This is a genomic window from Actinoplanes sp. NBC_00393, from assembly GCF_036053395.1.
GTDB lineage: Bacteria > Actinomycetota > Actinomycetes > Mycobacteriales > Micromonosporaceae > Actinoplanes.
This window is the reverse complement of the sequence record NZ_CP107942.1, coordinates 4,439,995-4,463,969: the sequence shown is the minus strand read 5'-3', so window position 1 is coordinate 4,463,969 and position 23,975 is coordinate 4,439,995. Positions and strand designations below refer to the sequence as shown.

18 protein-coding genes are annotated in these 23,975 nt (G+C 71.3%); 8 read left to right on the top strand and 10 right to left on the bottom strand.

Features of this window, described 5'->3' with window-relative positions; all coding sequences use genetic code 11:
* Window positions 1-54: 54 nt before the first annotated feature.
* A complete protein-coding gene (locus OHA21_RS21030; RefSeq protein ID WP_328476099.1) occupies window positions 55-2,802 on the top strand; it encodes a helix-turn-helix transcriptional regulator in 2,748 nt (915 codons plus the stop codon).
* On the opposite strand, the gene OHA21_RS21025 is transcribed toward OHA21_RS21030, so the two are convergent.
* Complete coding sequence (locus OHA21_RS21025; protein WP_328476097.1) at window positions 2,799-3,596, bottom strand: alpha/beta hydrolase; 798 nt, start codon at window positions 3,594-3,596, stop codon at window positions 2,799-2,801. The genes OHA21_RS21030 and OHA21_RS21025 overlap by 4 nt on opposite strands.
* Window positions 3,597-3,743: 147 nt before the next feature.
* On the opposite strand from OHA21_RS21025, the gene OHA21_RS21020 reads away from it, so the two are divergent.
* From OHA21_RS21020 to OHA21_RS21005, 4 genes are read left to right on the top strand one after another with little or no spacing between them, the layout of a single operon-like run.
* A complete protein-coding gene (locus OHA21_RS21020; protein WP_328476095.1) occupies window positions 3,744-4,619 on the top strand; it encodes a patatin-like phospholipase family protein in 876 nt (291 codons plus the stop codon).
* On the top strand, window positions 4,616-5,764 hold the full coding sequence (locus OHA21_RS21015; protein ID WP_328476093.1) for a macrolide family glycosyltransferase: 1,149 nt from the start codon (window positions 4,616-4,618) through the stop codon (window positions 5,762-5,764). The genes OHA21_RS21020 and OHA21_RS21015 overlap by 4 nt, the downstream gene beginning before the upstream one ends.
* Complete coding sequence (locus OHA21_RS21010) at window positions 5,761-6,243, top strand: hypothetical protein (RefSeq protein WP_328476091.1); 483 nt, start codon at window positions 5,761-5,763, stop codon at window positions 6,241-6,243. Before OHA21_RS21015 ends, OHA21_RS21010 begins: the two co-directional genes overlap by 4 nt.
* On the top strand, window positions 6,240-7,181 hold the full coding sequence (locus OHA21_RS21005) for a hypothetical protein (RefSeq protein WP_328476089.1): 942 nt from the start codon (window positions 6,240-6,242) through the stop codon (window positions 7,179-7,181). The genes OHA21_RS21010 and OHA21_RS21005 overlap by 4 nt, the downstream gene beginning before the upstream one ends.
* A gap of 337 nt (window positions 7,182-7,518) precedes the next feature.
* Here the strand turns inward: OHA21_RS21005 and OHA21_RS21000 are convergent, their stop codons facing one another.
* The gene (locus OHA21_RS21000; protein WP_328476087.1) at window positions 7,519-8,751 is read right to left on the bottom strand and encodes a hypothetical protein; all 1,233 of its coding nucleotides are present in this window, start codon (window positions 8,749-8,751) and stop codon (window positions 7,519-7,521) included.
* A gap of 202 nt (window positions 8,752-8,953) precedes the next feature.
* On the opposite strand from OHA21_RS21000, the gene OHA21_RS20995 reads away from it, so the two are divergent.
* Window positions 8,954-10,150 (top strand): MFS transporter, encoded by a 1,197-nt coding sequence (locus tag OHA21_RS20995; RefSeq protein ID WP_328476084.1) that lies wholly within the window; start codon window positions 8,954-8,956, stop codon window positions 10,148-10,150.
* A gap of 17 nt (window positions 10,151-10,167) precedes the next feature.
* On the opposite strand, the gene OHA21_RS20990 is transcribed toward OHA21_RS20995, so the two are convergent.
* The 3 genes from OHA21_RS20990 to OHA21_RS20980 form a co-directional block, all read right to left on the bottom strand.
* Entirely contained in the window at window positions 10,168-12,156 is a 1,989-nt protein-coding gene (locus OHA21_RS20990) for a glycerophosphodiester phosphodiesterase family protein (RefSeq protein WP_328476082.1), read from the bottom strand.
* Between the two features lie 98 nt (window positions 12,157-12,254).
* On the bottom strand, window positions 12,255-13,850 hold the full coding sequence (locus tag OHA21_RS20985; RefSeq protein ID WP_328476080.1) for a GGDEF domain-containing protein: 1,596 nt from the start codon (window positions 13,848-13,850) through the stop codon (window positions 12,255-12,257).
* Window positions 13,851-13,913: 63 nt separating this feature from the next.
* Complete coding sequence (locus OHA21_RS20980; RefSeq protein WP_328476078.1) at window positions 13,914-14,324, bottom strand: hypothetical protein; 411 nt, start codon at window positions 14,322-14,324, stop codon at window positions 13,914-13,916.
* Window positions 14,325-14,411: 87 nt separating this feature from the next.
* Between OHA21_RS20980 and OHA21_RS20975 the strand changes: the two genes are divergently transcribed.
* Window positions 14,412-15,563 (top strand): glycosyltransferase family 4 protein, encoded by a 1,152-nt coding sequence (locus OHA21_RS20975; protein WP_328476076.1) that lies wholly within the window; start codon window positions 14,412-14,414, stop codon window positions 15,561-15,563.
* A gap of 45 nt (window positions 15,564-15,608) precedes the next feature.
* Complete coding sequence (locus OHA21_RS20970) at window positions 15,609-18,434, top strand: ATP-binding protein (RefSeq protein ID WP_328476074.1); 2,826 nt, start codon at window positions 15,609-15,611, stop codon at window positions 18,432-18,434.
* Between the two features lie 44 nt (window positions 18,435-18,478).
* Here the strand turns inward: OHA21_RS20970 and OHA21_RS20965 are convergent, their stop codons facing one another.
* Genes OHA21_RS20965 through OHA21_RS20945 form a run of 5 tightly spaced genes read right to left on the bottom strand, consistent with a single transcriptional unit; the run spans window position 18,479 to window position 23,975 of the window.
* Window positions 18,479-20,158, bottom strand: a complete 1,680-nt coding sequence (locus OHA21_RS20965) for a CocE/NonD family hydrolase (RefSeq protein ID WP_328476072.1) — start codon at window positions 20,156-20,158, stop codon at window positions 18,479-18,481.
* Window positions 20,155-21,039, bottom strand: a complete 885-nt coding sequence (locus OHA21_RS20960; protein WP_328476070.1) for an MBL fold metallo-hydrolase — start codon at window positions 21,037-21,039, stop codon at window positions 20,155-20,157. The genes OHA21_RS20965 and OHA21_RS20960 overlap by 4 nt, the downstream gene beginning before the upstream one ends.
* A complete protein-coding gene (locus tag OHA21_RS20955) occupies window positions 21,036-21,902 on the bottom strand; it encodes an alpha/beta hydrolase (protein WP_328476068.1) in 867 nt (288 codons plus the stop codon). Before OHA21_RS20955 ends, OHA21_RS20960 begins: the two co-directional genes overlap by 4 nt.
* Before the next feature lie 2 nt (window positions 21,903-21,904).
* Window positions 21,905-23,002, bottom strand: coding sequence for an FAD-dependent oxidoreductase (locus tag OHA21_RS20950; RefSeq protein WP_328476066.1), 1,098 nt, complete (start codon window positions 23,000-23,002; stop codon window positions 21,905-21,907).
* Between the two features lie 25 nt (window positions 23,003-23,027).
* Window positions 23,028-23,975, bottom strand: a complete 948-nt coding sequence (locus tag OHA21_RS20945; RefSeq protein WP_328476064.1) for a hypothetical protein — start codon at window positions 23,973-23,975, stop codon at window positions 23,028-23,030.

Below are 23,975 nucleotides of genomic sequence, written 5' to 3'. Positions count from 1 at the left end.
ACGCCCTATCGCGAACCGATCGACCGCTCTAGCCTCGGATGCGGGGGTAGAGCCATGACGAGCGGTGCTGCGGCGCGCGCGTTCCGTGGCCGGCGTGCCGAGTGTGCGGTCCTGGATCGAGTGGCCGCCGAGGTGCGCTCCGGCCAGGGACGATCCTTGCTGATCCGCGGTGATCCGGGCGTCGGAAAGTCGGCTTTGCTCGATTACATCCGTAACCGTTCCACGGGCTTCCGGGTCGCCCGGGCCGCCGGTGTCGAGTCGGAGATGGAGCTCCCGTTCGCCGGGCTGCACCAGCTGTGCGCGCCGATGCTGCACCTGCGGGACCGCCTCGCGGAGCCGCAGAACGACGCGCTGGCCGTCGCGTTCGGCTACCGCTCGGGGACCCCGCCCAATCGGTTCCTGGTCGGGGTGGCCGTGCTGAACCTGCTGGCGGTCGTGTCGGAGGACCGGCCGCTGCTCTGTCTGATCGACGACGCCCAGTGGCTGGACCAGACGTCGGCGCAGACGCTGACCTTCGTCGCGCGCCGCCTGCTCGCCGAACGGGTCGGCGTGGTGTTCTCGATCCGCGAGTCGGCGGCCGGCCCGGCCTGGCGAGGGTTGCCGGAGCTGCGGGTCGGCGGGCTGATCGACGACGACGCCCGCGCGCTGCTGGAGTCGGCGGTGCCCGGCCGTCTCGACGTACAAGTGCGGGACCGCATCGTCGCGGAGACCCGCGGCAACCCCCTCGCCCTGCTGGAGCTGCCGCGAGGGCTGACCGCGGCGGAGATGGCCGGCGGCTTCGGCCGGCCGGACGCCCAGCCGCTGGCCGGCAAGATCGAACGCAGTTTCGCCCAGCGCCTGCAGTCGCTGCCGGAGCCGACCCGCAAGGTGCTGCTCATCGCCGCGGCCGAGCCGCTCGGGGACGCCGCGCTGCTGCGCCGGGCGACTCGGCTGCTGGGTCTTCCGATGAGTGCCGCGGCGCCGGCCGAGACAGCCGGGCTGATCGAGCTGGGCTCGCGGGTGCGCTTCCGGCACCCGCTGGTGCGCACGGCGGTCTACCGGGCGGCGACCCCGGCCGACCGGCAGGACGTCCATCGTGTCCTCGCCGAGGCGACCGACCCGGCCGTCGACCCGGACCGGCGGGCCTGGCACCGGGCGCACGCAACGGCCGACACCGACGAGGACGTCGCCGCCGACCTGATCAACTCGGCGGACCGGGCCCAGCGCCGCGGCGGGGTGGCGGCGGTCGCGGAGTTTCTGCGGTGCGCCACCGAGCTGACCCCCGACCCGGCGACACGTGGGGTGCGCGCCCTGGCCGCCGCCGAGGCCCAGCTGCGCTGCGGCGCCTTCGAGATCGCGCTGAAACTGCTGCTCACCGCCGAGGAGGGACCGGCCGACGAGCTGCACCAGGCCCGGATCAACCTGATCCGGGCACAGATCGCCTTCGCCTCCGGGCACGACATGGCCGCGCCGCGGTTGCTGCTCGACGCCGGGCGCCGGTTCGAACCGCTGGACGCCGCGCTGGCCCGCGACACGTACCGCGACGCGATGGGCGCGGCCATCCTCGCGGGCGGGCTGGCCGACGGCTCCGGGGTCGCCGAGGTGGCCCGGACGGTGCGGGCCGGGCCGCAGCCGGTGGCGTACCGGCCCGGCGACGCGCTGCTGGACTGCCTCGCGGTGCTGTTCACCGACGGGTACCGGGCGGCGGCGCCGCTGACCCGCGAGGCGCTGCGGGCGTTTCACGCCCGCGACACGCCCGCGGCCCAGGACCAACCATGGCTGTGGCTGGCGGCCATGAACGCCGCCATCATGTTCGACGACGAGAGCTGGGCGGATCTGAGTGCCCAACATGTACGCGTCTCGCGCTCTCTCGGCGACCTCAGCACCCTGCCGCTCACCCTCAACTCGCTGGTCGTGGTGCAGATGCTGGCCGGTGACCGGGCGGCCGCCGCGTCGTCGGTCGCCGAGATCCAGGCGATCGAGGAGGCGACCGGCGTGGCCCTGGCGCCGTACGGTGCGCTGACGCTGCTGGCCTGGCACGGCGACGAGGCGGCCGCGCTGCCGCTGATCGAGGCGAGCCGCCGCGACGTCGAGGCCCGCGGCGAGGACAGCGGGATCATGGTGACGCACTGGGCGCAGGCGTTGCTGCTCAACGGGCTCGGCCGCTATCCGGAGGCGGTGCCGGCGGCCCGGATGGCGTCCGCGCATCCGATCGAGTCCGGCGTCGTCTACTGGGCGCTGCAGGAGCTGATCGAGGCGGCGGTGCGCAGTGACCAGCGCGAGACCGCGCTCGGCGCGTACGAACGGCTCGCCGAACGCACCCGGGCCAGCGCGACCGACTGGGCGCTCGGGGTGCAGGCCCGCGCGGAGGCGCTGCTGGGCACCGGTGTGACTGCGGACGCCCGCTACCGTACGGCGATCGAGCACCTCGGCCGGACCCGGCTGCGCCTGGAGCTGGCCCGCACCCATCTGCTGTACGGCGAGTGGCTGCGGCGGGAGAACCGGCGCAGGGATGCACGCGTTCATCTGCGTACCGCTTTCGACATGCTCACCGCGGGTGGCGCCGACGCGTTCGCCGAACGGGCCCGCCGCGAGCTGGCCGCCGCCGGCGACTCGGTCGCTCCGCGCGCCACCCGGGCCAGCGATGCGCTGACCGTGCAGGAGGCGCACATCGCCCGGCTGGCCGGCAGCGGGCTGACGAACGCCGAGATCGGCGCCCAGCTGTTCCTCAGCCCGCACACCGTGGAGTGGCACCTGCGCAAGGTGTTCACCAAGCTGGGGATCACCTCGCGCAGGCAACTGCGCCCGTCCGAGACCGGTTAGCGCTTACCGCGCGCGGCCCGTTCGATGCCCTGGGCGACGGTCCTGGCATCCGACAGCAGGCCGAGGTGCCCGGCCGGGTACTCGGTGACGGCCGAACCGGCCCGCTGAGCCATGGCCCGCTGCGCGCTCGCCGGGATGATCTTGTCCTTGGTGCCGAGCAGGTACCAGGACGGGATGCTGCGCCAGGCCGCGACGCCGGACGGCTCGTTCAGGGCGCCCAGCGTGGCCGGCCGCTGAGTGGCCGCGACGAGCGCCTTGTCCTTGGCGTTCAGGCCGGTCGCGAACGACGCGAACACGGTCGACTTCTTCAGGTACAGGTCGGTCTCCGGGGTGGGCGGCAGGGTGGCGGGCACGAAGTCGAACACCGTGGTCGGGTCGACCGACAGCGCCGAGTCCGGCCCCGCCAGCTGCGTCGCCGACTCGCCCTGATCCGGCGCGAAGGCGTTGACGTAGACCAGCGCCTTGACGTTCGGGTTGCCGGTGGCCGCATTGGTGATCACGGCGCCGCCGTAGGAGTGCGCGACCAGCACGATCGGCCCGGTCAGGCTCTCCAGGTAGGCACGCACGTAGGCGGCGTCCCCGGACAGCGACCGCAGTGGGTTGGCGACCGCGGCCACGGTGTAGCCGTCGGCATGGAGCCGCGGTATCACCTCGCTCCAGCTGGAGGCGTCCGCCCAGGCGCCGTGCACGAGCACGACGGTGGGCTTCGCCGTGGCGCTCTGCGCCGGGCCGGGCTGCAGCGAGACGAGCAGTCCCGCGGCGAGCAGGACGGCGGCGATTCTTCTCCTGGTCATGGTCTTCTCCGTTTCGGTGACGAGGTTGTTCCGCTGGAGTGACCGCGCGCCGGCCCCGGACGTGACAGCCGCCGCCGATGTCACGGATCCGAAAGCTGTCCGGTCTACCCGGTAGGAGGCCTGATCCGTGACGGAAGAAGGTGGACCATGAGTGGCCTGGATGCTCTTCCCCGCCCGGTCGCCGCGGTGGTGGGCGGCGGGGGAGTGCTGGGATCAGCGCACGTCGGCGTCGGGTACGCGCTGGAGCAGCGCGGATTCGTGCCGGACATGATCTTCGGTACGTCGGTGGGCGCCCTCACCGGAGCCATCGCCGCCGCCCACGTCGACAGCGCCGCGCCGTGGCTGGACCGGGTGTGGACCAGGTTGCGCCGCCACGACGTGTTCCCGCTCGGGCGTCTCGCCACCCGGGTCAGCCTCTGCGCCGACCGGGGGCTGCGGCGGCTGATCGCCCGGGCCGGGCTGCCGGCGCGGATCGAGCAGCTGCCGATCCCGTTCACCGCGGTCGCCATGGACCTGGTCACCGGCGCCGAGGTGCTGCTCGACCGCGGTGACCTGGAATCCGCGCTGCTGGCCAGCGCCGCCATCCCGGGGATCTTCCCGCCGGTGGTCCGCGACGGCCGGACGCTGGTCGACGGCGGGGTGGTCGCCTACGTCCCGGTGCGGGCCGCGCTGCGCGCCGGGGCGGCCAGCGTCGTAGTGCTGTCGATCGGACCGGAGAGCTGGCCGCTGCAGCCGATCATGCCGCCCCGGCGTCCCGGAGCCATCGCGTCGCGGGCCGGGATGATGCTCTTCCACCACCAGATCGAACGTGACCTGCGTGAGGTGTCCCAGCAGATCCCGACGGTGGTGCTGCCGAACGGCGTACGGGACTGGCCCGCGCCGTGGGACTTCGGCCATTCACAGCGGCTGATCCGCACCTCCTCCGCGGCGGCCGGCAGCTTCATCGACCGGTTGCAGGTCGACGGACCCGGCCTGTACCGGACGCACACATTGACCGCCACCGGAACAGGGGTGACCCGATGAGCACCATCGCCTTCCTCAACATCGGCATGCACGGCCGCGTCAACCCGACCCTGCCGGTCGTGGCCGAACTCGTCCGCCGCGGCCACTCCGTCACGTACCACACCTCGCCGGCGTTCAGCGCGGAGATCGCCGCCGCCGGCGCCAAGGTCCACCCGTACCCCGGCGGTGACCTGCCGCTGCCCGACCCGCCGACCCCGCCCACGCTGATCACCGGGCTCACCCGGACCGCGCTCAGCCTGCTGCCGACTGTGCTCGCCGAACTGCGCGACATCCGGCCCGACCTGATCGTGCACGACTCCGCCTGCCCGTGGGGCTCGGTCGCCGCCTCCCAGCTCGGTGTGCCGGCGGCTTCGTCGTTCACCACCTTCGCCTACAACCGGCGGACTCCCAGCCCGACCCGCGCCTCGTGGGAACTGCTCACCACACCCGCTTTCCTGAGGGCGCGGCTGGAGTTGTCGCGGCGCTACCGTACGGGCAAGCTGCCCTTCTTCGACCTGGGCAACATCCGCCAGCCGCTCAACCTGGTGTTCACCTCGCCGGAGTTCCAGCTCGGCGCGGCGGACTTCGACGACTCGTACCGGTTCGTCGGCCCCAGCATCGGCGCCCGCCCGGCCGACCCGTCGTTCCCGGCCGACCAGTTGAAGGACCCGGTTCTGTACGCGTCGCTGGGCACCGTGTTCGCTGCCGACCCGCAGGTGCTGCGAACCTTCGCCGCCGCGCTGGCCCCGCTGGGCGGCACGGTGGTCATCTCCACCGGGGCGACCGATCCGGCCGCGCTCGGCCCGCTGCCGGGCAACGTGCTCGCCCTGCATTCCACACCCCAGCCGCAGGTGCTGGCCCGGGCGGCCATGTTCGTCACGCACGGTGGCATGAACAGCGCCAACGAAGCCCTGTACGCCGGAGTCCCGATGCTGGTCGTCCCGCAGGGCGCCGACCAGCCACTGGTGGCCTCCCGCGTCGCCGCACTCGGCGCCGGGCTCGCGCTCGACCCCGCTGACGTCAGCGTCGACGCGGTGCGTGCTCGCGCCCAGCGGCTGCTCGACGAGCCGGTGTTCCGGGCCGCGGCGGCCGGACTGCGGCAGGCTCAACGGCAGGCGGGCGGCGCGCGGCGGGCCGCCGACGAACTCGAACGCCGCCTGTCATGACTCCGGCGGTCGGGATTCTGCTGCTGTTGGCGGGCCTGTCCGAGGCGCTCGGGCGGGTCCTGCCGGTGGTGGCGCGGGGTGCGGGGGTCACCCGTACCCGGGCTGCGGGTCTGGTTCTGGGTGGCGCCGTGGTCGAGGCGGCCGTGTTCGCGCTGTGGCCGGTGACCGCCTGGGTGCTGGCGATCCCGCTGGCGCAGACCGACGATCCCGTGCCGGCCTGGACGCCCGCCCTGGTCGCCCCGCTGCTGCTCGCCGCGGTCCTGGCGTTTCCGCTGCTCGGGCCGTTCCTGCACCTGCTGCTCCTGATCGGCGTCGGCGCCGGGCTCGCGGAGGCGCTCGCTGCGTCCACCGGGATCGGCTGGTGGGCCGCGGCCGGCTGCGTGTCCGTCGCCGGTATCGGGCTGGCGGTCGCCGTCGCGGGCGTGCGCCACCTGGTCGCCCGCCTCACCGCGGCTCGTGCACCGGAGGTCCTCGCATGATCGAGTTCGTGTTGTTGCTGCTGCTCGGCGGGCTTGGGCCGGTCCTGCTCGCCGAGGCCCTGCTCGCCCGCTACGAGGTGCTGTCCTATGTCGCCGGCTGGCGGACGCCGGGCACCGATCTGCCCACCGGCATGCCGTACGCCCGTGGCGCCGACCCGGACCGCCCACCCGCCGCCTATCTGGTCTATCTGGACGGCATCGGCAAACGCCGGTTCCGGGACACCCGGGACGGCGGCCGGCTGGTCGTCGCCCTGATCGACGGCGCGCCGGAGATGCGGGTGCTGGGACAGGTCCTGCCGTACTCCCCGCTGGCCGACCCGCTCGCCGACCGCCCGGTGTGGGCCTGGCTGCGGCACCACATCGGGCTGATGCTGTTCCTGCACAACGTGATGCAGATCTTCATCGCCGCGGACCACCGCTACCGCCCGTTCTACAACCGGGCCGTCGGCACGCAGATCGCCGCCCACCTGCGCAACGCCGGCTACCAGCCGGACAGCGGCATCCCGGTCGTGCTGCTGAGCTACAGCGGCGGCGCGCAGGTGGCCACCGGCGCGGTTGAAGGACTGTGGACGCAGCTGCGCTGCCCGATCTGGCTGATCACCCTCGGCGGCTTCCACAACGGCGCCAACGACATCACCCACGCCGAGCACCTCGACCAGCTCACCAGCACCGTCGACTGGATCGAACGCGTCGGCGCCCGGATCTTCCCGCAGCGCTGGCGGCTGTGGCCGCGCAGCCCCTGGAACCAGGCCGTCCGCGCCGGCAAGATCAGCGTGCACCTGCTCGACCCGGCCACCCATGTGGGGCCGCGCAGCTACATCAGCCCGGACGCCACGCTCCCCGACGGGCGCAGCCATCTCGACCGCACCGCCGCAACCGTGATCGAGCTGATCCGGGCCCGTCACCGCTCCACCGCCGCCACCGACGACCCCCACTGACCCAGCCCACCCGGCTGACCGCCACCGCTCCATAAACCCGCGCGAAGCAGCGCTGGCCGTCAGCCGCCGCATGCTGGCTGACGTGGACTGCTGCTTCGGCGCGCGGGAGGCAGCGCTGGCCGTCAGCCGCCGCATGCTGGCTGACGTGGACTGCTGCTTCGGCGCGCGGGAGGCAGCGCTGGCCGTCAGCCGCCGCATGCTGGCTGACGTGGACTGCTGCTTCGGCGCGCGGGAGGCGACGCTGGCCGTCAGCCGCCGCATGCTGGCTGACGTGGACTGCTGCTTCGGCGCGCGGGAGGCGACAGTGGGTGTCAGCCGGGTTTGGCGCGGAGGGTGGTTAGCTGAGGGGGACTGGCTGGTTGCCTCGGGTCAGCTGGGCGCCCGGGTCGGCATCGTGACGGTGCAGCGCCTCGCGGATCAAGGCGATCCCGGCGTCCAGGTCGTCGGTGATGGCTACGGTGAGATGCTCCTCGGTGTAGCCGCGGCCGGGGGCTGACGTGGAACCGGAATGCTCCGCCCAGCCGCGGTCGGCGTCGCGTAGCACGCGGTCGAGGTCGGCGCGCAGGTTGCGGGCGTGCGCGGTCGGGCGGCCCTCGACGGGTAGCGCCAGCTCGAGCTGGTAGCGGCGGGAGTCGCGTAGGGGGCTGGGGCCGCAACGGGCGGCGATCAGCGAACCGCGGGCTACGCCGGTGTGCGCCTCCTCGGTCCAGTACTGCTCGATCGGGCTGTCCGGGGTGGGCAGGGTGCCGTTCGCCAGGGTGGACTCGGCGGCGGACAGCAACTGCTGCCAGGCGGCGAAGGGGAACTCGCCGTCGGGGCGGCGTGTGCTGTACAGCGTGCGGTCGACGTCGGCGCCCTCCTCCTGGTCGACCGTCCAATTGCCGGCTGCGTCCCGTTGCCACCGCACGCCGTCGTGGCGGCCGTCGGCGCTGTGCAGCCAGTCGCGGGTGCGCGGCCAGAAGGTGGCGCCGGGCGGGGGAGGGCCGTAGGCGGCGTCCATCAGCGGGGTGATCGCGTCGAGGTCGTCGCCCGGGTCGAGGATGACGAACCGGGCGGCGAGCGCCAGGACCGGGCCCGGGTGCGGCAGCGACGGGTCGAGCACGGCGGCGGCGCGGCCGATCAGGTCGAGTTCGGACCAGCGCAGGGCGTCGGGATGCCAGTGGGCCTCGTCGTCCCAGCCGAGCTCCAGCGTGCCGACGGAATCCGAGCCGGGCGCCGGGCGGTCGGCGGAAGCCGGGACATGTTCCAGCGTGCCGACGGAATCCAAGCCGGGCGCCGGGCGGTCGGCGGAAGCCGGGCCGTGTTCCAGGGTGCCGGCGGAGGCGGAGCCGGGCTTCTGGGTGTCGGCGGGAGCTTGGGTGCGCACCCCGAGGTTGACCATGCTGAGCGCGACGTCGATGTCGAGGACCAGGGCGTAGCCGCCGCCGACCGGGAATTCCACGGTTACCGCTGGGGGCTCGTCGTCGGCCGCGTCTTCGAAGGGGTCGGCGTCGGGGTCGGGCTCGAAGGCGTAGGCGCGCCAGAAGTCGGGGTCGTGCAGGCGGGCCTGCAAGGCGGCGGGCAGCGGCATGCCGGGCAGCCTAGTGGCGGGCTATTCGCTTTCGTCGGGGCGGGCGGCGGGCTAGGGTCGGCGGCGATTGATTCCCGGCGAGGAGTTGAGGATGCCCGGTCGTTCGAGCGCGCGTTGACGTCCCGGCCGTGAGCGGCCTGTCATCGCGTGCTGCCTCCCGTTGCGCGGCACAGCGTCGGAAACGACCTCGAGGAATCAACCTGTGCCGAGTTTGTGGCGTTCTGCGGATTTTCGTTATTTGTGGGCGGGTCAGACCGCCTCGCAGCTGGGTGAGCACACCAGCCTGGTGATCCTGCCTCTGATCGCCGTCCTGTCACTCGGCATCGGCGCGGATCAGCTGGGTGTGCTGCGCGCGGTCGGACAGGCGCCACTGCTGCTGCTCACCCTTTTCGCCGGGGTCTGGGTGGACCGCTGGCGTACGCGTACCGTGATGGTTCTTGCTGATCTTGGTCGTGCCGTGGCGTTGCTGGCCGCCGCTGCGGCGGCGATGCTGGCCGGCCTCACCGTGCCGGCGTTGCTGGTGGTCGCGTTCGTGATCGGGACGTTGTCGGTGTTCTTCGACGTCGCCTACCAGGTGTCGCTGATCCGCCTGGTCCGGCGCGACGAGTTGCTGCAGGGCAACAGCGCGATCGAGGGAAGCCGGTCCGCGGCGCAGATCGCCGGCCCGGCGCTGGCCGGGTCGATGGCGTCGCTGCTGTCCGTGCCGGTCGCCGCCGCGGCGACCGCGCTTTTGTTCGTCGTGTCGTTCGGGTCGATCGCCGGGATCCGTCACCGCGAGCCCCCGGTGCGACGGCGTGGCCTGCGGCGGCAGCTCGGCGAGAGTCTGCGGTTCGTGGCAGGTGAGCCGAGGCTGCGTGCCGTGTGTCTCGCCGCGGCGGCGTTCCATCTTTTCCTGGCCGCGACGATGACCGCCTACCTGGTCTTTCTGCCGCGTGAGCTGGGGTTGTCGGGCGCTGAGATCGGGCTGGTGCTCGCTGCGGTCGGGCCGGGCGCGCTGGCCGGTGCGCTGCTCGCGGGCCGCGTGCCCATACGCGGGACGGTGCTGGTCACGGCGGCCCTGGGGGACGGGGTGATGGTGTTCGTGCCGGCACTGCATGGTGACTCGGCGGCGACGATCGTCGCGCTGGTGGCGATCAACCTGGTGTTCGGTGCTGTCGGTCAGCTGGTCAGCGTCATGGTCATGACGATCCGGCAGGCCGTGACCCCGCTGGCGATGCAGGGCCGGGTCGCGTCGACGATCACCTTCGCCGGCATGGGGCTGGCGCCGGTCGGATCACTGGCCGGTGGCCTGCTCGTGGCGAGCTGGGGGATCCGGCCGGCGCTGCTGGTCACGGCCGCCGGGATGCTGCTGTCGCCGCTGGTGATGGCGTGTTCGCCGCTGCGCACATATGCCCGTTGAATGAGCGCAGCGGCGAATCACCGCAGTCCGTTGCGGATCGCCACGCTGATCAGCAGGTCCGGGTCGTCGCTGATGATGCCGTCCACCCCGAGGTCGATCACCCGCTGCATCACGGCCGCGTCGTTGATCGTGTACGGCACCACCTTGAGGCCGTACCGGCGCTGCAGCACCGAAACCTCCGGCCCGTGGAAGTAGGCCGGGTTCTCCCGCAGGTACCAGTCGTCCGAGGCGACGGTGCCCTGCTCCGGGTCGTGGACCTGCCAGTTCGACGAGACCGTGCCGGCCCCGGCGGCGCGGACCAGCGCGCCCACGTCCCGGAACTTCCACCAGTCCAGCCCGCCGGTCCACGGGCTCTTGACCGCCGGGTTGCCGTAGACGGCCTGCAGCGAGCACTCGTCGGCCAGGCCGGCGCATTCGGCCGGGCCGTACTGCCAGATCAGCGCGACCGTCTCGATGCGCCGGTCCAGCTTGCGGGCGTAGCGGATAGTGCGCCAGTCGAACGACTGCACAGTCACCCGGTCGACGAATCCGGCCCGCTGGATCTCGCGGACCAGGGTGCGGGTGAAGACGTCGTAGGGCGCGGTGTCCGCGACCACCGGGCTGATCCTCGTCTCGATGTTCAGCGCGATTTCGTCGCGGCCGCTCTGCTTGACCAGGGCGAACACCTCGGCGAGCGTGGGAATGCGGGCGCCGCAGTCCAGGGTCTTGAGCTGGGCCAGGCTCAGATCGCGGACCAGCTTGCCGACGTACGGGAACTCGGGGTCGCCGGGCCGCACCGGTGTGGTGTCGGCGCAGTGCGAGCCGTTGACGGTCCGGTCGTGCAGGACGACGAGTTTGCCGTCCTCGGTGACGCCGGTGTCCAGTTCCAGAGTGGAGATCGCGGGGTTGGCCAGGGAGTGGGCGAACGCGGGCAGGGTGTTCTCCGGGTGGGTGGCGCGGCCACCGCGGTGCGCCTGGACGTCGAACGGGGAGGCGTACTTCCGGGGCGGGTGCGCGAGCAGCGTACGCAACCGGTCTGGATAGTCCGTGATGATGCCGTCGACACCGTCGGAGATGAGCTTGCTCATCGTCGGGATGTCGTTGATCGTCCACGGCACCACTTTGATGCCGTTGGCGTGCGCGTGCCGCACCATCTCCCTGGTCACGTACGGCCGGTAGGCCGGATCGGTGACCGTGCCGTTCTGCGGGAAGCCGTGCACCGGCGAGAACGTGGTCGCGCCGAAACTGCGGATCGCCTTGATCGGGTCGCCGCCGAAGTCGTCGATGTCGATGCCGCCCAGCCACGGCGAGGCACCCGGCTGCCCGGTCTGCAGGAAGTCGTAGTTGGTGAGCGCGACCAGCGGCAGGCGCGGCTCGACCTGGCGCATTCGCATCAGCGCGCCCCAGTCGAAGCTCTGGATGGTGACCTGCCGCAGCAGCCCGGTCCGGCGGATCTCGGCGGCGGTCACCTGGACGAACTGCTCGCGCGGCGCGGTCTCACTGGGCGCGCCGGCCTCCACCTTGGTCTCGACGTTGAGCTTCACGCCGTCCGCACGGTAGCGCTTGACCAGGGCGAAGACCTCACGCAGCAGTGGCATCCGGGCGCCCGGAACGGCGAGCTGACCGGGCCGGTCGGGGAGGGTCTTCGAACCACAGTCGAGGGTGCGGACCTGCGCGAGTGACAGCGTGTTGACGTACTTGCCGACGTACGGGAACTCGGGGTCGCCCGCGGTTGCCGGAGCGGTGTCGGTGCACTTGGCGCCGCTGACCCGGCGGTCGTGGGTGACCACCGCCTGCCCGTCCTCGGTGATCTGCACGTCCAGTTCCAGAGTGCTGACCCCCAGCTGCAGCGCGTTGCCGAACGACGCGAGGGTGCTCTCCACCCGCAGGCCCAGGCCACCGCGGTGCGCCTGCAGGTCGAACTGCCGGTCCCTGCTGCCGGCCGTGGCCACGCCCGGAACGGCGAGTGCGGCCGCCACGGCCCCGGTCGCCAACAGCGTTGTCGCCCACCTGCCCGTACCCGACATGCTCGTCTCCCTTCGACGGCGTCAGCCTGCGGGCAGCGCACAGCGTACGAACGAGCAGAGAGCGACGTTCCTGTGAATCCGCAGTGGACAGCTCGGGGTCAGGCGGCGAGCTCGGTGCCGTCGTGGTCGAACACGCCGACGCCGTCGCCGCCGGCACGCTTGACCTCGTACATGGCGTCGTCGGCACGTCCCACGGTATCCGGCAGGTCGGCGGCGGCGCCGTCGGCGACGCCGATGCTCAGCGTGGCGGGGCAGTCGGGCAGCTCGTGCACGGCCCGCACCATCCGGATCGCGATCTCGGTCGCTTCCGCCGCACCGGCGTCGTCGAGCAGCACCGCGAACTCGTCGCCGCCCAGCCGGGCGATCAGCCCCGGGCCGCTGACCTGGCCGGCGAGGGTGGTGGCGATGGCGCGCAGCACGGTGTCGCCGGCCGCGTGGCCGTACGTGTCGTTGATCTGTTTGAAGCCGTCGGTGTCGATGATCAGCACCGCGGTCAGGGTGCTCGCCGCCTCCGGCCGGGACCGGGCCTCCTCCAGCGCCCGGTCGAAGGCGCGCCGGTTCGCGATGCCGGTCAGCGGGTCCAGCTCGGCGGCGCGCGCCATCTGCTCGTGCTGTTCGCGCAGCGCCTCCAGGTCGTGCATGGTGCGGGCGGCCTGCAGGTTGTTGAGCCGCTGCCGCCACAGCGCGGCGGCCAGGGTGTCGCCGTAGGCGAGGGTGGCTTTCGCTTCGGGCGAGCCGCGGTTGGCCATCAGCACCGCCTGAGTGCGGTAGGTGCTGGCGGCGACCAGCCATTCGACGTCCGGCGGGAGTGCGGCGACCGCCGCCTCCATCACCCGCAGCGCCTCCTCGGCGTAGCCGGAGCGGCTCAGCGCCACTCCGTGGAAAACCCGCGCCAGCATCATCGCGGGGCCGGTGAAGCCGCGTTTCTCCAGCCGCTCGGTGTAGTAGGCGATGTCGATCGCGGCACCGGCCGGATCCCGCCGGTCGGCGCGCGAGCAGGCCTCGAACAGCAGGGCGTTGTCGCGCCAGGCGTCGGCGTCGGGCCCGTCGACCTCGGCGGCCGCGCGTTTTGCGTACGCCTCGGCCTCGGCGGTGTGTGACTCGGCCTCGCCGACCTGGCCCACCTGGTACAGCTCCAGGGCCCACCGCAGGTGGATCTCGGCGAGGTTGAGCAGCCACATCGCGCGGTTGCCGTTCTGCTCGGCGTCGGCGCTGCTCATCTCGTAGGCGGTGCGGAACTGCGGCACCACCAGCTCGTAGAGCCGCAACTCGTAGTAGCCGATGGCGATCGCGACACGGCCGTTGACGGCGGCCACCGGGTCCGGCTCGCCGGCGACCACGGCCTCGGCGGCCACCAGGTCGTGCAGCACGGCGTCCAGGTTGTGTTCGGCGGCGTCGGCTTCGCCGAGCCGCAGCCGCTGGGAGGCGCGGGTGGCCAGGGCGGCGGCCTGCCAGCCACCACTGGCCTCCCGGATGGCGGCGTGCAGCATCAGCTCGGTCGCGGCGATGGCCAGGCGTGGTTCACCCCGGGTGAGGTACGCGACCGCGCGCACGAAATGCATGCAGGCCGGCCCGTCAGCGATGTCGCCGGTCACCGCCCGGAGCTCAACCTCGGCCTCGGCGAGCGCGGTGTGCGCGTCGCCGGTCTGCGCTTGCTCGAGCAGGCGCACCGCCTGCCGCGTGATCTCCCGCATCGGCCCTCCCCGTGGATCATATCGGCACGCGACGGGCAAACCCGAGAACTGTTCACCGGGTTGTCAGCGGACCGGCAGGGTGGAGTTGTCGTCGGCGCGGACGACCGTCCGGTTGCCCACCGGCGCGGCCAGGTGCACGCCGACCCAGGCCGTGTCGTCGATGGTGCCGAGGCCGTCGCAGAACTGCCCGGGGAACACGCGGCTGATCACCGCGCCGACGCGGACCTCGGTCGCCGTCTCAATGGCCCGCGCGGTGAACTGGCCGTCGCAGTAGCCGTCCTCCGACCACGGCACGCCGACCATCAGGACCAGCGGGTCACCGCCCTCGCCCAGCAGCGCCGCCTTCTCTGGCCGCAGTTCCTGCTCCGGGACCAGCGGTCCGACGCCGTGATGGGCGGCGGCGACCAGGCCGAGCCCGGTGACAGCCAGCGCGGCCAGCCCGGCGACGGCGAGCCGGCGGCGAGCGATCTTCATGGGCGTCAAGCTAACAGGACCGGGCGAGCCTTCCGGGCGCCGACATGACAGGTCACTGTGGATTGACTGAACGCATAGGTTGAACTGGTGAAGGTTCGGTATGTCCTGCACAACGCCTATGGGGTCGGAGGCACGATCCGTACCGTCTTCAACCAGGCCAACGCGCTGTGTGCCGAGCATGACGTGGAGATCGCCAGTGTGTACCGGTCGGCGGCGGCGCCGGCGTTCACCCTGGATTCGCGGGTGCGTCTGGTCCCACTGACCGGCCTGCGGTCGAACGGGACGAATTGGGACGGCACGTCACGGTTCTGGCGTAAGACCCGGCGTCTGCCCAATCCGCTGCCGCACCGATGGGACTTCCGGTACCGGCGGTGGGATCCGGTGGTCGACTGGCACGTGGTCCGCTACTTCCGGGCGCAGCGGGACACGATCCTGGTGACCACGCGGCCCGGGCTCAACCTGCTGGCGGCGTGGTTCGCCCCGCGCGCCGCGGTACGGATCGGGCAGGACCACATGAACTTCGGCAGCTACGGTCCGCGGCTGCAACGAGCGATCGCCCGCGCCTACCCGAGGCTCGACGCCGTCACCGTGCTGACCCGGGCCGACCTCGCCGCCTATCAGGAGGCGCTCGGCGACACGGTTCGCCTGGCCCGCATCCCGAACGGGATTCCGGCCCGGCCTCCCGTACCGCCGGGCGAGCGCGCCCCGATCGTGGTGGCCGCCGGACGGCTGACCCGGCAGAAAGGCTTCGACCTGCTCATCGACGCGTGGGCCGAGGTGCACGCGAAGCATCCGGACTGGCAGCTGCACATCCACGGCGCGGGCAACTGGCGGCCGAGGCTGGCCGCCCAGGTCACCCGACGCGGCCTGGACCGGGCGGTACGCCTGCGCGGCCTCACCCGCACCCTGGACGCCGAGCTGGCCCAGGCGTCGATCTTCGCGCTCAGCTCCCGCCGGGAGGGCCTGCCGATGGTGCTGCTGGAGGCCATGGCCGCCGGCCTGCCGGTGGTCTCGTTCGACTGCCCGACCGGCCCGGCCGAGGTGGTGGCGGACGGGGTGAACGGTCTGCTCGTGCCGCCCGAGGACGTGGCCGGCCTGGCCGCCGGGCTGTCCCGCCTGATCGCCGACCGCGGCGAGCGCGAGCGAATGGGCGGGGCCGCCCGGCAGACCGCCACCGGCTACGAGATGCCGGTGGTCGCCGCCCAGTGGAACGACCTGTTCGCGCAGCTGGCACGGTAGTGAACGCGGCGGCCGAGCCCCGCCGCGTCATTCGACGATCGCGCGGTGCCGGCCACGGTGTCGTGCGCGTGCCGCCTGGTCGGCCGGCAGCAGTCCGCGCATGTCCAGATCATCGACCAGCCTGTCGATCGCGCCTTGCGCTCGATCGATGGCGATGGCGATCTCGACCAGCGCCGTGAGAGTCTGGCGCAGCGGCAGGGCGTTGTCGCTGGTTGCGCCGCCGCCGTGCTTTCGCACCGACGGCGACGCGCAGGCGTCGGGGTTCAAGGAGGCCTCCGGAGGTGTCGATGGGTGATTCCGCCGCTGCGATTCCACTCCGTCCACCGGCTGTCGGCCAGCCGCGCGGCCGAGCTCGGACAGACCCGGATGAGCTCGGCTGACGACGAGGGCTTTCCCGATCCTGGCGAGGCGGAGGACATCGCGGCTTTCGTACGGGCGCTGCGGACGGTCAAGCTGTGGGCCGGAGATCCCTCCCTCGAGGTTCTGCACCGGCGCACCGGGATAGCTACGAGCACTCTGTCCGACGCGCTGAACCCGCGACGCCGCCGGTTGCCGCCTCTGGAGATCGTTCGGGCGCTTGTCCGGGCCTGCGGTGCGGATTCGTCGCAGGCCGCGCGGTGGGAACGGGCCTGGTACTCGCTGCGTCAGCGGATCGACAGCGCCTCGACATCCACTCGGGTGCCGAAGAGTTGGGTGCCTCACCAGCTCCCGTCGGACGTCACCGGCTTCGTGGGCCGTTCCGAAGCACTCGCTGCGCTGACCGGTTTGCAGGGAGCAGCGCCCGCAACGTTGATCACCGGTACCGCGGGTGTCGGCAAGACGGCTCTGGCCGTGCATTGGGCTTATCGAATCGCCGACCGCTATCCGGACGGCCGTCTCTACCTCGACCTGCGCGGGCACACCGGCGATCCGGTGATCGGGCTCGGGGAGGCGCTGTCTTTTCTGCTGCAGTCGCTGGACGTCCCGGGCGAGCGCATACCCGTCGACCTGAACCTGCTCGTCGGTATGTACCGCTCGGTGCTGGCCGAGCGCCGCGTACTGATCGTCCTCGACAATGCGCTGGATGCCGCACAGGTACGACCGATGCTGCCGAGCGGCCCGCATTCCCACGCTGTGATAACCCGCCGTGACGCGCTCACCGGACTGGTGGTCCGCGACGGGGCAGCCCGCATCACTCTCGGCACCCTCGACCTGGCCGACTCCGTCGAGTTGCTCGCCGTCCACCTCGGGGCCGACCGGGTGGCAGCCGACCCCGAAGCCGCCGCACGACTCGCCGATCTCTGCGCACACCTGCCCCTCGCGCTCCGGATCACGGCCGCCAACCTCGCCGGGCGGCCCAGCCAGACGATCGCCGGCGTGGTCCGTGAGCTGGAGAGCGCAGATCTGCTCGAGCAACTTCATGTTGTTGGCGACCCGGAGAGCGCGGTGGCCGCGGCCCTCGACATGTCGTACCGGCTTCTGCCATCGGAGACGCAACGCCTCTTCCGGTTGTTCGGCCTCGCACCCGGGCCGGAGATGACGCGCGATGGCTCAGCAGTCCTTCTGGGCAGGGCTCCGACAGACCCCGTGCCCGAGCTGGAGCAGTTGTTCACCGCACACCTGCTGTTCGAGGCCGGCCCCGGTCGCTACCGCATGCACGACCTGCTGACGCTCTATGCACGGCGCCGCCGGGAAGCCGATCCGGACGCTTTGCATCGACTCCTGTCCTGGTATGTCGTCAACACGGACGCGGCGACCCGCGTCATGCTGCCCACCTTCTGGATCGAAGACCGCACGGAACTCTCCCTCAACGGCACGCCGTATGACTTCAAGGATGTCGGCGAGGCACAGGCATGGCTGGCAGCTGAGCTGCCCAATCTCACCCAAGCGGTCACGTACGCGGCCGAGTTCGGGCCGGCGCCGTTCGCATGGCATCTCGCCCATGGCCTGCGTGGGTTTTTGCATACCCGAAGCTCCAGCACCGAGAAGCTCGCCGTCGCCCGGGCCGGCCTGCGGGCAGCTCAAGTCGCCGGGCACACCCTGGGGCAAGCCCTGTGCCACATGTTCCTGAGCATGGTGGCGGTCACGATGGACGATCTTCGAGCGGCGGCGCACGAGTTGGAGACTGCACGGGAACAGTTCGTCGACGTCCGCCATGACCGGGGTGCGGAAGCAGCCGCGAACAATCTGGGCGACATCTGCATCCGGCTCGGTGACATTGTGCGTGCCCGGCGGCACCTCACGGGGATCCCGGTCGACCCGTCGAAGATCAACCCGAGCCACATCTGCAATCTGGCTGTCGTCCATCGGATCTGCGGGGAGTACAGAGAGGCGCTGCGCCTCAACGCGGAATGCCTGGCCCTCGCGGAGCGCAGTGGCGCCGTCCAGCTGACGGCGATGGTCAAGACCAGCCTGGGCATGACGCATCTGGAAATGGGTGATCCAAGAGCCGCCGATCCGCTGCTCCGCCAGGCCCACGAGGCGGCGGCCGCCATCGGCAGCGAAGTCGACCTGTACGACGCGGTGGCCGGGCTGGTCCTCACCTGCGCACGCACCGGGCGCCATGACGAGGCCCTCACCTGGGCGAACACGCTGACCGAACTCATGGACCGAGGGCTCTACAGCTCCTCGGGCGACGACTGGGCACATGCCGCCATCGTCGAGGCCCACCTACGGTCCGGCCGGCTCGACGAGGTGCTTGCCGTCGGCACTCCGGCGCTGGACCGCTATGAGCGGGCCGGTCACCAGTTGACAGCCATGCGGCTACACGTTCTGCTCTGCCGGGCGCTGGCCGCACAGGGCGACCCGGCCGCTGCCGGCACGCACCGGAGGGCCGCCCTGGACTACGCCGTTGAGCAGGACCTACCCGATCGCGCCCGGATCGGGCTTTAGGCCGAGCGGGGTCGAAGGCGGGCGCCCGCCTGCGACCCCGCGAATCAAACCCTGTCCGCGGTGAACGGCAGGACCAGCCGGGACGGGTGCTGGGCGTCTCGGTAGATCTTGTGGGTTACCGGGCGGCCCACCGGCAGGTGGAAGGCGTCCGGGGGCAGCAGCGCGTTGTGCGCGTCGGCGAGGGGCTCGTCGTTGGAGAGTTCCACGACCAGGCGGTGGCCGGGGCGGAAGGTGCTGGCGAACGGGTAGAGGCGTACCACGTACTCCTCGATCTTGCCCGGCTCGACCGGCACCGCGCGGGTGTGCGGGTGGTAGGGGTTGCCCTCGGTGGTGCGTTCGTCGAGTTCGCGGTGTGACGCCTTGAGGAAGCCGGTGGTGATCAGCTGGCGGGTCCCGGTCGGGGCGGTGTCCCACAGGCGCAGGATGAGGTTGGTGTCCTCCTGATCGATCTCGACGAACAGGTGGGCGGCACCGGTGCCGATCATCTCCACCGCCTGCTCGAACGGCTCGCTGGTCCAGGTGACGACCTGCACGGTGTCGGTCACGGTCAGCGGGGCCTGGTAGAAGCCGTCGGGCGCGACGTCCTCCATCAGCTCGGGCTCGCTGGAGATCTTGTGGCGCGGGCGCAGGTAGAGCGATCGGTATGCCACCGGGCGAGGCGGCCACTGGCTTCCGGTGACCACGGACCGGGAGCCTTCGACGAAGACGCTGACCGCCGGCTCGTCCATGATCCCGTTGTCGATGCCCTTGAGCCAGTAGTCGTACCAGCGGAACATCTTGTCGTGCTCCTCGATCCAGGGGCGCGACTGCATCGGCGGGTAGGAGCCGATGTCCAGCTTCTTCGGGCCCGTCAGCACGTCGAAGAGCTCGATGTGGCCGTCGACGGTCCAGCCGCGGCCCTGGTCGATCTGCAGGTAGACCGGGATGTCGATGTTCGCAGCCAGGGTGATCGGGTTGCGCTGCTCGTACCAGTCACCGTCGAGCTCGTTCATGACGATGTCGAACCAGAGTTCGCGGTTCTTCGGGTAGCGCAGGACGTGCACCAGGTTGGGCCAGGCGGCCACGTCCGGATCTTGGAGCCGCTTCGCGACCAACTTCTCGATCTCGTCCGCAGAGAACTGAGAAAGCATCCGGGACTGGACGTTGGTGTGCGCGATGCCGGAGTCGCCGCCGCGTCCCTCGCGGGCCGCGCGCGGCATGAACCACATGACGCCGCCGTGGTACGTGGTCTCGTAGAAGTCGAAGTGGCCGCCGCTGACGAAGATCGCCTTGAGGTGCGGCGGGCGTTCGGCGGCGGCGAGGACCTGCATCGACCCGAAGTAGGAGATGCCGATCATGCCGACGTTGCCGTCACACCACGGCTGCGCGGCGACCCACTCGATCACGTCGTACAGGTCCTGGCCCTGGGGGACACCGCCGAAGTTGTAGTTGCCGATCATCACGCCGCCGGAGTCGCCGGTGCCGCGCATGTCGCCGATGACGTGGACGTACCCCTCACTGACCACCCGGGCGATGTCGCCGGCCTCGATGCAGCCGTCCCACATCGGGCTCGGCCGCCGCTGCGGCGGCGTGGTCAGCGCGAGCGCCTGCAGCTTTTTGCCGTAGGCGCTCATCGCGATCAGCGCCGGGCGCGGCCGCTCGTCCGAGCCGTCGTGGTAGGCGTCGGCGGCCAGTTCGACGCCGTCGCGCATCGGGATCCGCAGGTCCTTGCGTACCTTGATCATGCTTTGTCCTTGACGTATCCGTGCATCGTCGTGAAGAACGGCGACGGTTCCAGGGTGGGGTCGCCGCGGTAGCCGAGTTGGCCGGCGGCGCCGGCGAACGGGGAGTAGGGGGAGTCGCTCGGCCCGCGCGGGCCTTCGGCCGCGGCAGCGACGCGGGCTTCGATGTCGAGACTTTCCTGCAGCGCCGCACGCGCTTCATCAGCATTGAGTTGTACGCCGTAAGCCGTGCCGTCGGTCCGCCGGTAGGGATGGCCCAGATACAGGTGACGCGGACGAACCGTGTCCCGCAGGTAGCGGAGACTCTCCCGGTAGGCGGCCGGGTTCTCGTATCCGGGGAAGTGGTTCGCCGCCCCGTGGATCTGCACGGCGTCACCGACGAACACGTCGCCCTGCCCGTCGACGACGTAGGCGACCGATCCGGCCGTGTGACCGGGGATCGCGTGCACGGAAACGGTCACGTCACCACCCAGCGACAGGGTCTCGCCGCCCTTGACCAGCAGCGTCGGCTCCATCTCGCCGGAGATGACCGTCTCCGCCGTCGCGAGCTGCGCCGCAGCCTTGCCGGCGTCGTCCCGTTCCCGCACGTGGGCGCGGCGCGAGCGCAGCAGCGGCGCATCGGCCTCGTGGATGACCAGCCGGGCGCGGCGGCCGGTCAGTTCCCACAACGCGTACGCGCCGCCGATGTGATCGATGTGACCGTGGGTGAGCAGGATCCAGCGCACGTCCTCGATGCGGCGGCCGAGTTGCTCCAGCGCGGGGGCCATGCCCTCGGCGGGGGAGGAGGCGATGCCGGTGTCGACGATCGCCGGTTCCGGGGCGTCGAGGTAGAAGCTGTAGAGCCCGAACCGTCCCCACGGCGAGTAGAGCGGATGGACGTTCACCGCAGGAACTCCGCGGTCTCCTCGAACGCCCGGTGATATTCCGGGATCCAGGAGAAGTGCTGGACGAAGCCGTGGCCGGCGCCGGCGTAGCGGCTCACCGTGACCGGGACTCCGGCGGCGCGCAGGCGCAGACCGTAGAGTTCGGCCTCGTCGCGCAGCGGGTCCAGTTCGCCGGTGACGATCAGCGCCGGCGGCAGGCCGGTGAGGTCGGTGCGCTTGATCGGGGAGACCCGCGGGTCGGCCGGGTCGGCGCCGCTGGCGAGGTAGAAGGCGTTGAACGGCTTCAGACCGGCGGTCTCCAGGCCGTAGCCGACGGCGTTCTCCCGCAGCGACGGGTAGCGGTCCTCGTCGAAGTCCAGGTCGAGCGATGGGTAGTAGAGGATCTGGTGGCTGATCCGGTCGAAGCCGTCGTCGTGGGCCATCGCGGCGATGGCGGCGGCGAAGGTGCCGCCGGAGCTGTCACCGGCGATCGCCACGGTTCCGGTTTCGCCGGCTGCCCAGCGCACCACCGCGTAGCAGTCGTCGAGGCCGGCCGGGAAGGCTGCCTCGGGGGCGAGCCGGTAGCCGACGGAGATCACCTGGAAGCCGGTCGCTTTCGCGAGGGACCGGGCCACGTGGTCGTGAGTGTCCAGGCTGCCGAGGAAGAAGGCGCCGCCATGAAAGAAGACAATTTTTCCGTACGGATCATCGGGTGTGTAGATCCTGATCGGAACCTCGCCCACGGTGGTGTCCTCGACCCCGTGCAACGTCGTGGTCACTTCCGGCCGGGCTTCGGCCGCGCGCATGGCGACCGGGTCGAGCGGACCCGGCGGCGGCGCCGGCAGGGTCGCGAGAACCTTGGCGATCTCGGGATGCAGCGGCATCGTCACGCCTCCCGCGGCTGCTGCGACGCCGGCTTCTGGCCGGGGAAGACATCATTGACCTCGTCGGCGGACCAGCCTTGGCGCGAGATGCGCTGCAGTTCGTCGGTCACCGGCTTGCGGGTGGCCTGGAAGGCGGCGAGCGCCTCCGTGACCGAATCGGCCCGGACGAGCGCGTCGGCGAGCGCACCGGCGTCCATGATCGCCGAGTTGGCGCCCTGACCCTGGTGGTGCAGCATCGAGTGCGCAGCGTCGCCGATCAGCACGACCGAGTCGGTGTGCCAGGTGTCGATCGGGTCGATGTCGTAGACCGCCTTGACGTTCACCGTCGTCATGTCGAGGTCGCGGGTGATGTTCACGATCCGCTCGTCGAAGCCCTCGACCGTCTTGAGCAGGTCGTCCTTGGTGACGACCGGGTTCCAGGTGCTGTCCGGGCACAGCGCGGTGATGTCGAACGACACCTGGTCGCGGTGGCGCAGCGGTAGCAGGTAGACCTTGGTGCCGCGGCCGATGTACATGCGCAGGTTGTCGTCGGTGCACATGCCGTGAGCGGCGTCGATGTCGATCACCACGCGGTAGGCGTGCTCCCCGGAGAAGACCGGCTCCTTCTCTTCGCCGATCATCCGGCGCACCACCGACTTGATGCCGTCGGCGCCGATGATCAGGTCGGCGGTGACGGTCTCGCCGTCCGCTCCATTGACGGCGAACGTCAGCTCGTTGCCGTCGATGCGCTCCAGCCGGTGGCCGAGCCGGACCATGCCGTCGGGCAGCTCACCGAGCAGGGCGTCGATGAAGTCGCCGCGGTGGATCAGGTGGGTGGTGTGGTCGAAGACGTCCTTCTCCGGCCACTCCTCCTGCATGATCGGCTCGCCGGTGGCGGTCAGGATCTGGAAGTAGTCGCTGGGCGAGCTCACCCTGGCGATCGCGTCCCGGATTCCCCACCGGCGGAACAGCGCCATGGTGGACGGGCGCAGGCCGATCCCGGCGCCGACCTCGGTGATCCGCGGCGCCTGCTCGTAGACGGTGACATCGGCGCCGAGCAGGCTGAGGGCCTTGGCCGCCGCGGCGCCCCCGTACCCCGCGCCGACAATGGCGATTCTCAAGCCGTTGATGTCCATGGGTGCTCTCTCAGTTCTGAATGGTCAGGAATTCTGCGGGGTTGTCGACGAAGATCGTCTTGATCGCGGCCGCGTCCAGGCCGGCCGCGCGCAGATCCGGGATGAGCTGCTCGAAGATGTAGTTGACGGTGTGGCCCTGCACGCCGGGCCAGCCCAGCGGGCTGCAGTTCGCGTCGGCCGAGGCGAGGACCTGCGAGATGCGGCCGTCCCCGCCGATGAAGCGCAGGAAGTGGTCGAGGCGCTCCTGGCGCGGCCGGGCCCAGAACGGCGGGTCAGGCAGCTCGGTCTCGTAGCCGAACGTGTCGAAACCGATCCGGCCGCCCTGCTCGGCGATCCACACGTCGCGGGTCTTGTCGGCGTTCACGCCGTCGTCGACGTGGCCGAACAGCACCCGGTCGAGCGGCAGGCCCTCCTCGCGGAAGATCGCGATCGCGTTCTCCGCGTCGATCGCGAGGTGGGTCAGCACCGGCACACCGGTCTGCAGCGCCGCCCGGGCGGCGGCGCGGTAGATCCGCTTGTCCAGGTCGGTCATCTTGCCGCCGCGGCTCACCCCGACCTTGATGATCCCGGCCCGGCCGCCGCTCGTGCCGATGCCGACGGTGATCTCGTGGACGAAGTGCCGGGCCAGGTAGTCGACCGTGGCGCGGGCGAAGAACGGCAGCGCGGTGTCACCGCCGACGAAGCCGGTGGAGGCGACGATGTGCACGCCGGTCTTCGCCGACAGCGAGCGGTAGTAGTCGACGTCGCGGCCGTTGCAGATGCCGGTGGCGTCGACGAAGGTGCCGCCGCCGTACTCATGGAACTGCCGCAGTTTCGGAACCGTCTCCGCGTAGCGCTGCTCGGGCGTCTTCCACCAGCGGGTGTCGAGTTCGGAGCCGGGCATGCCGTACCCGATGTGCTCGTGGACGGCGACGATGCCCAGCTCCTCGGCCGGGATCGGGCCCAGGACGGTGTTCAC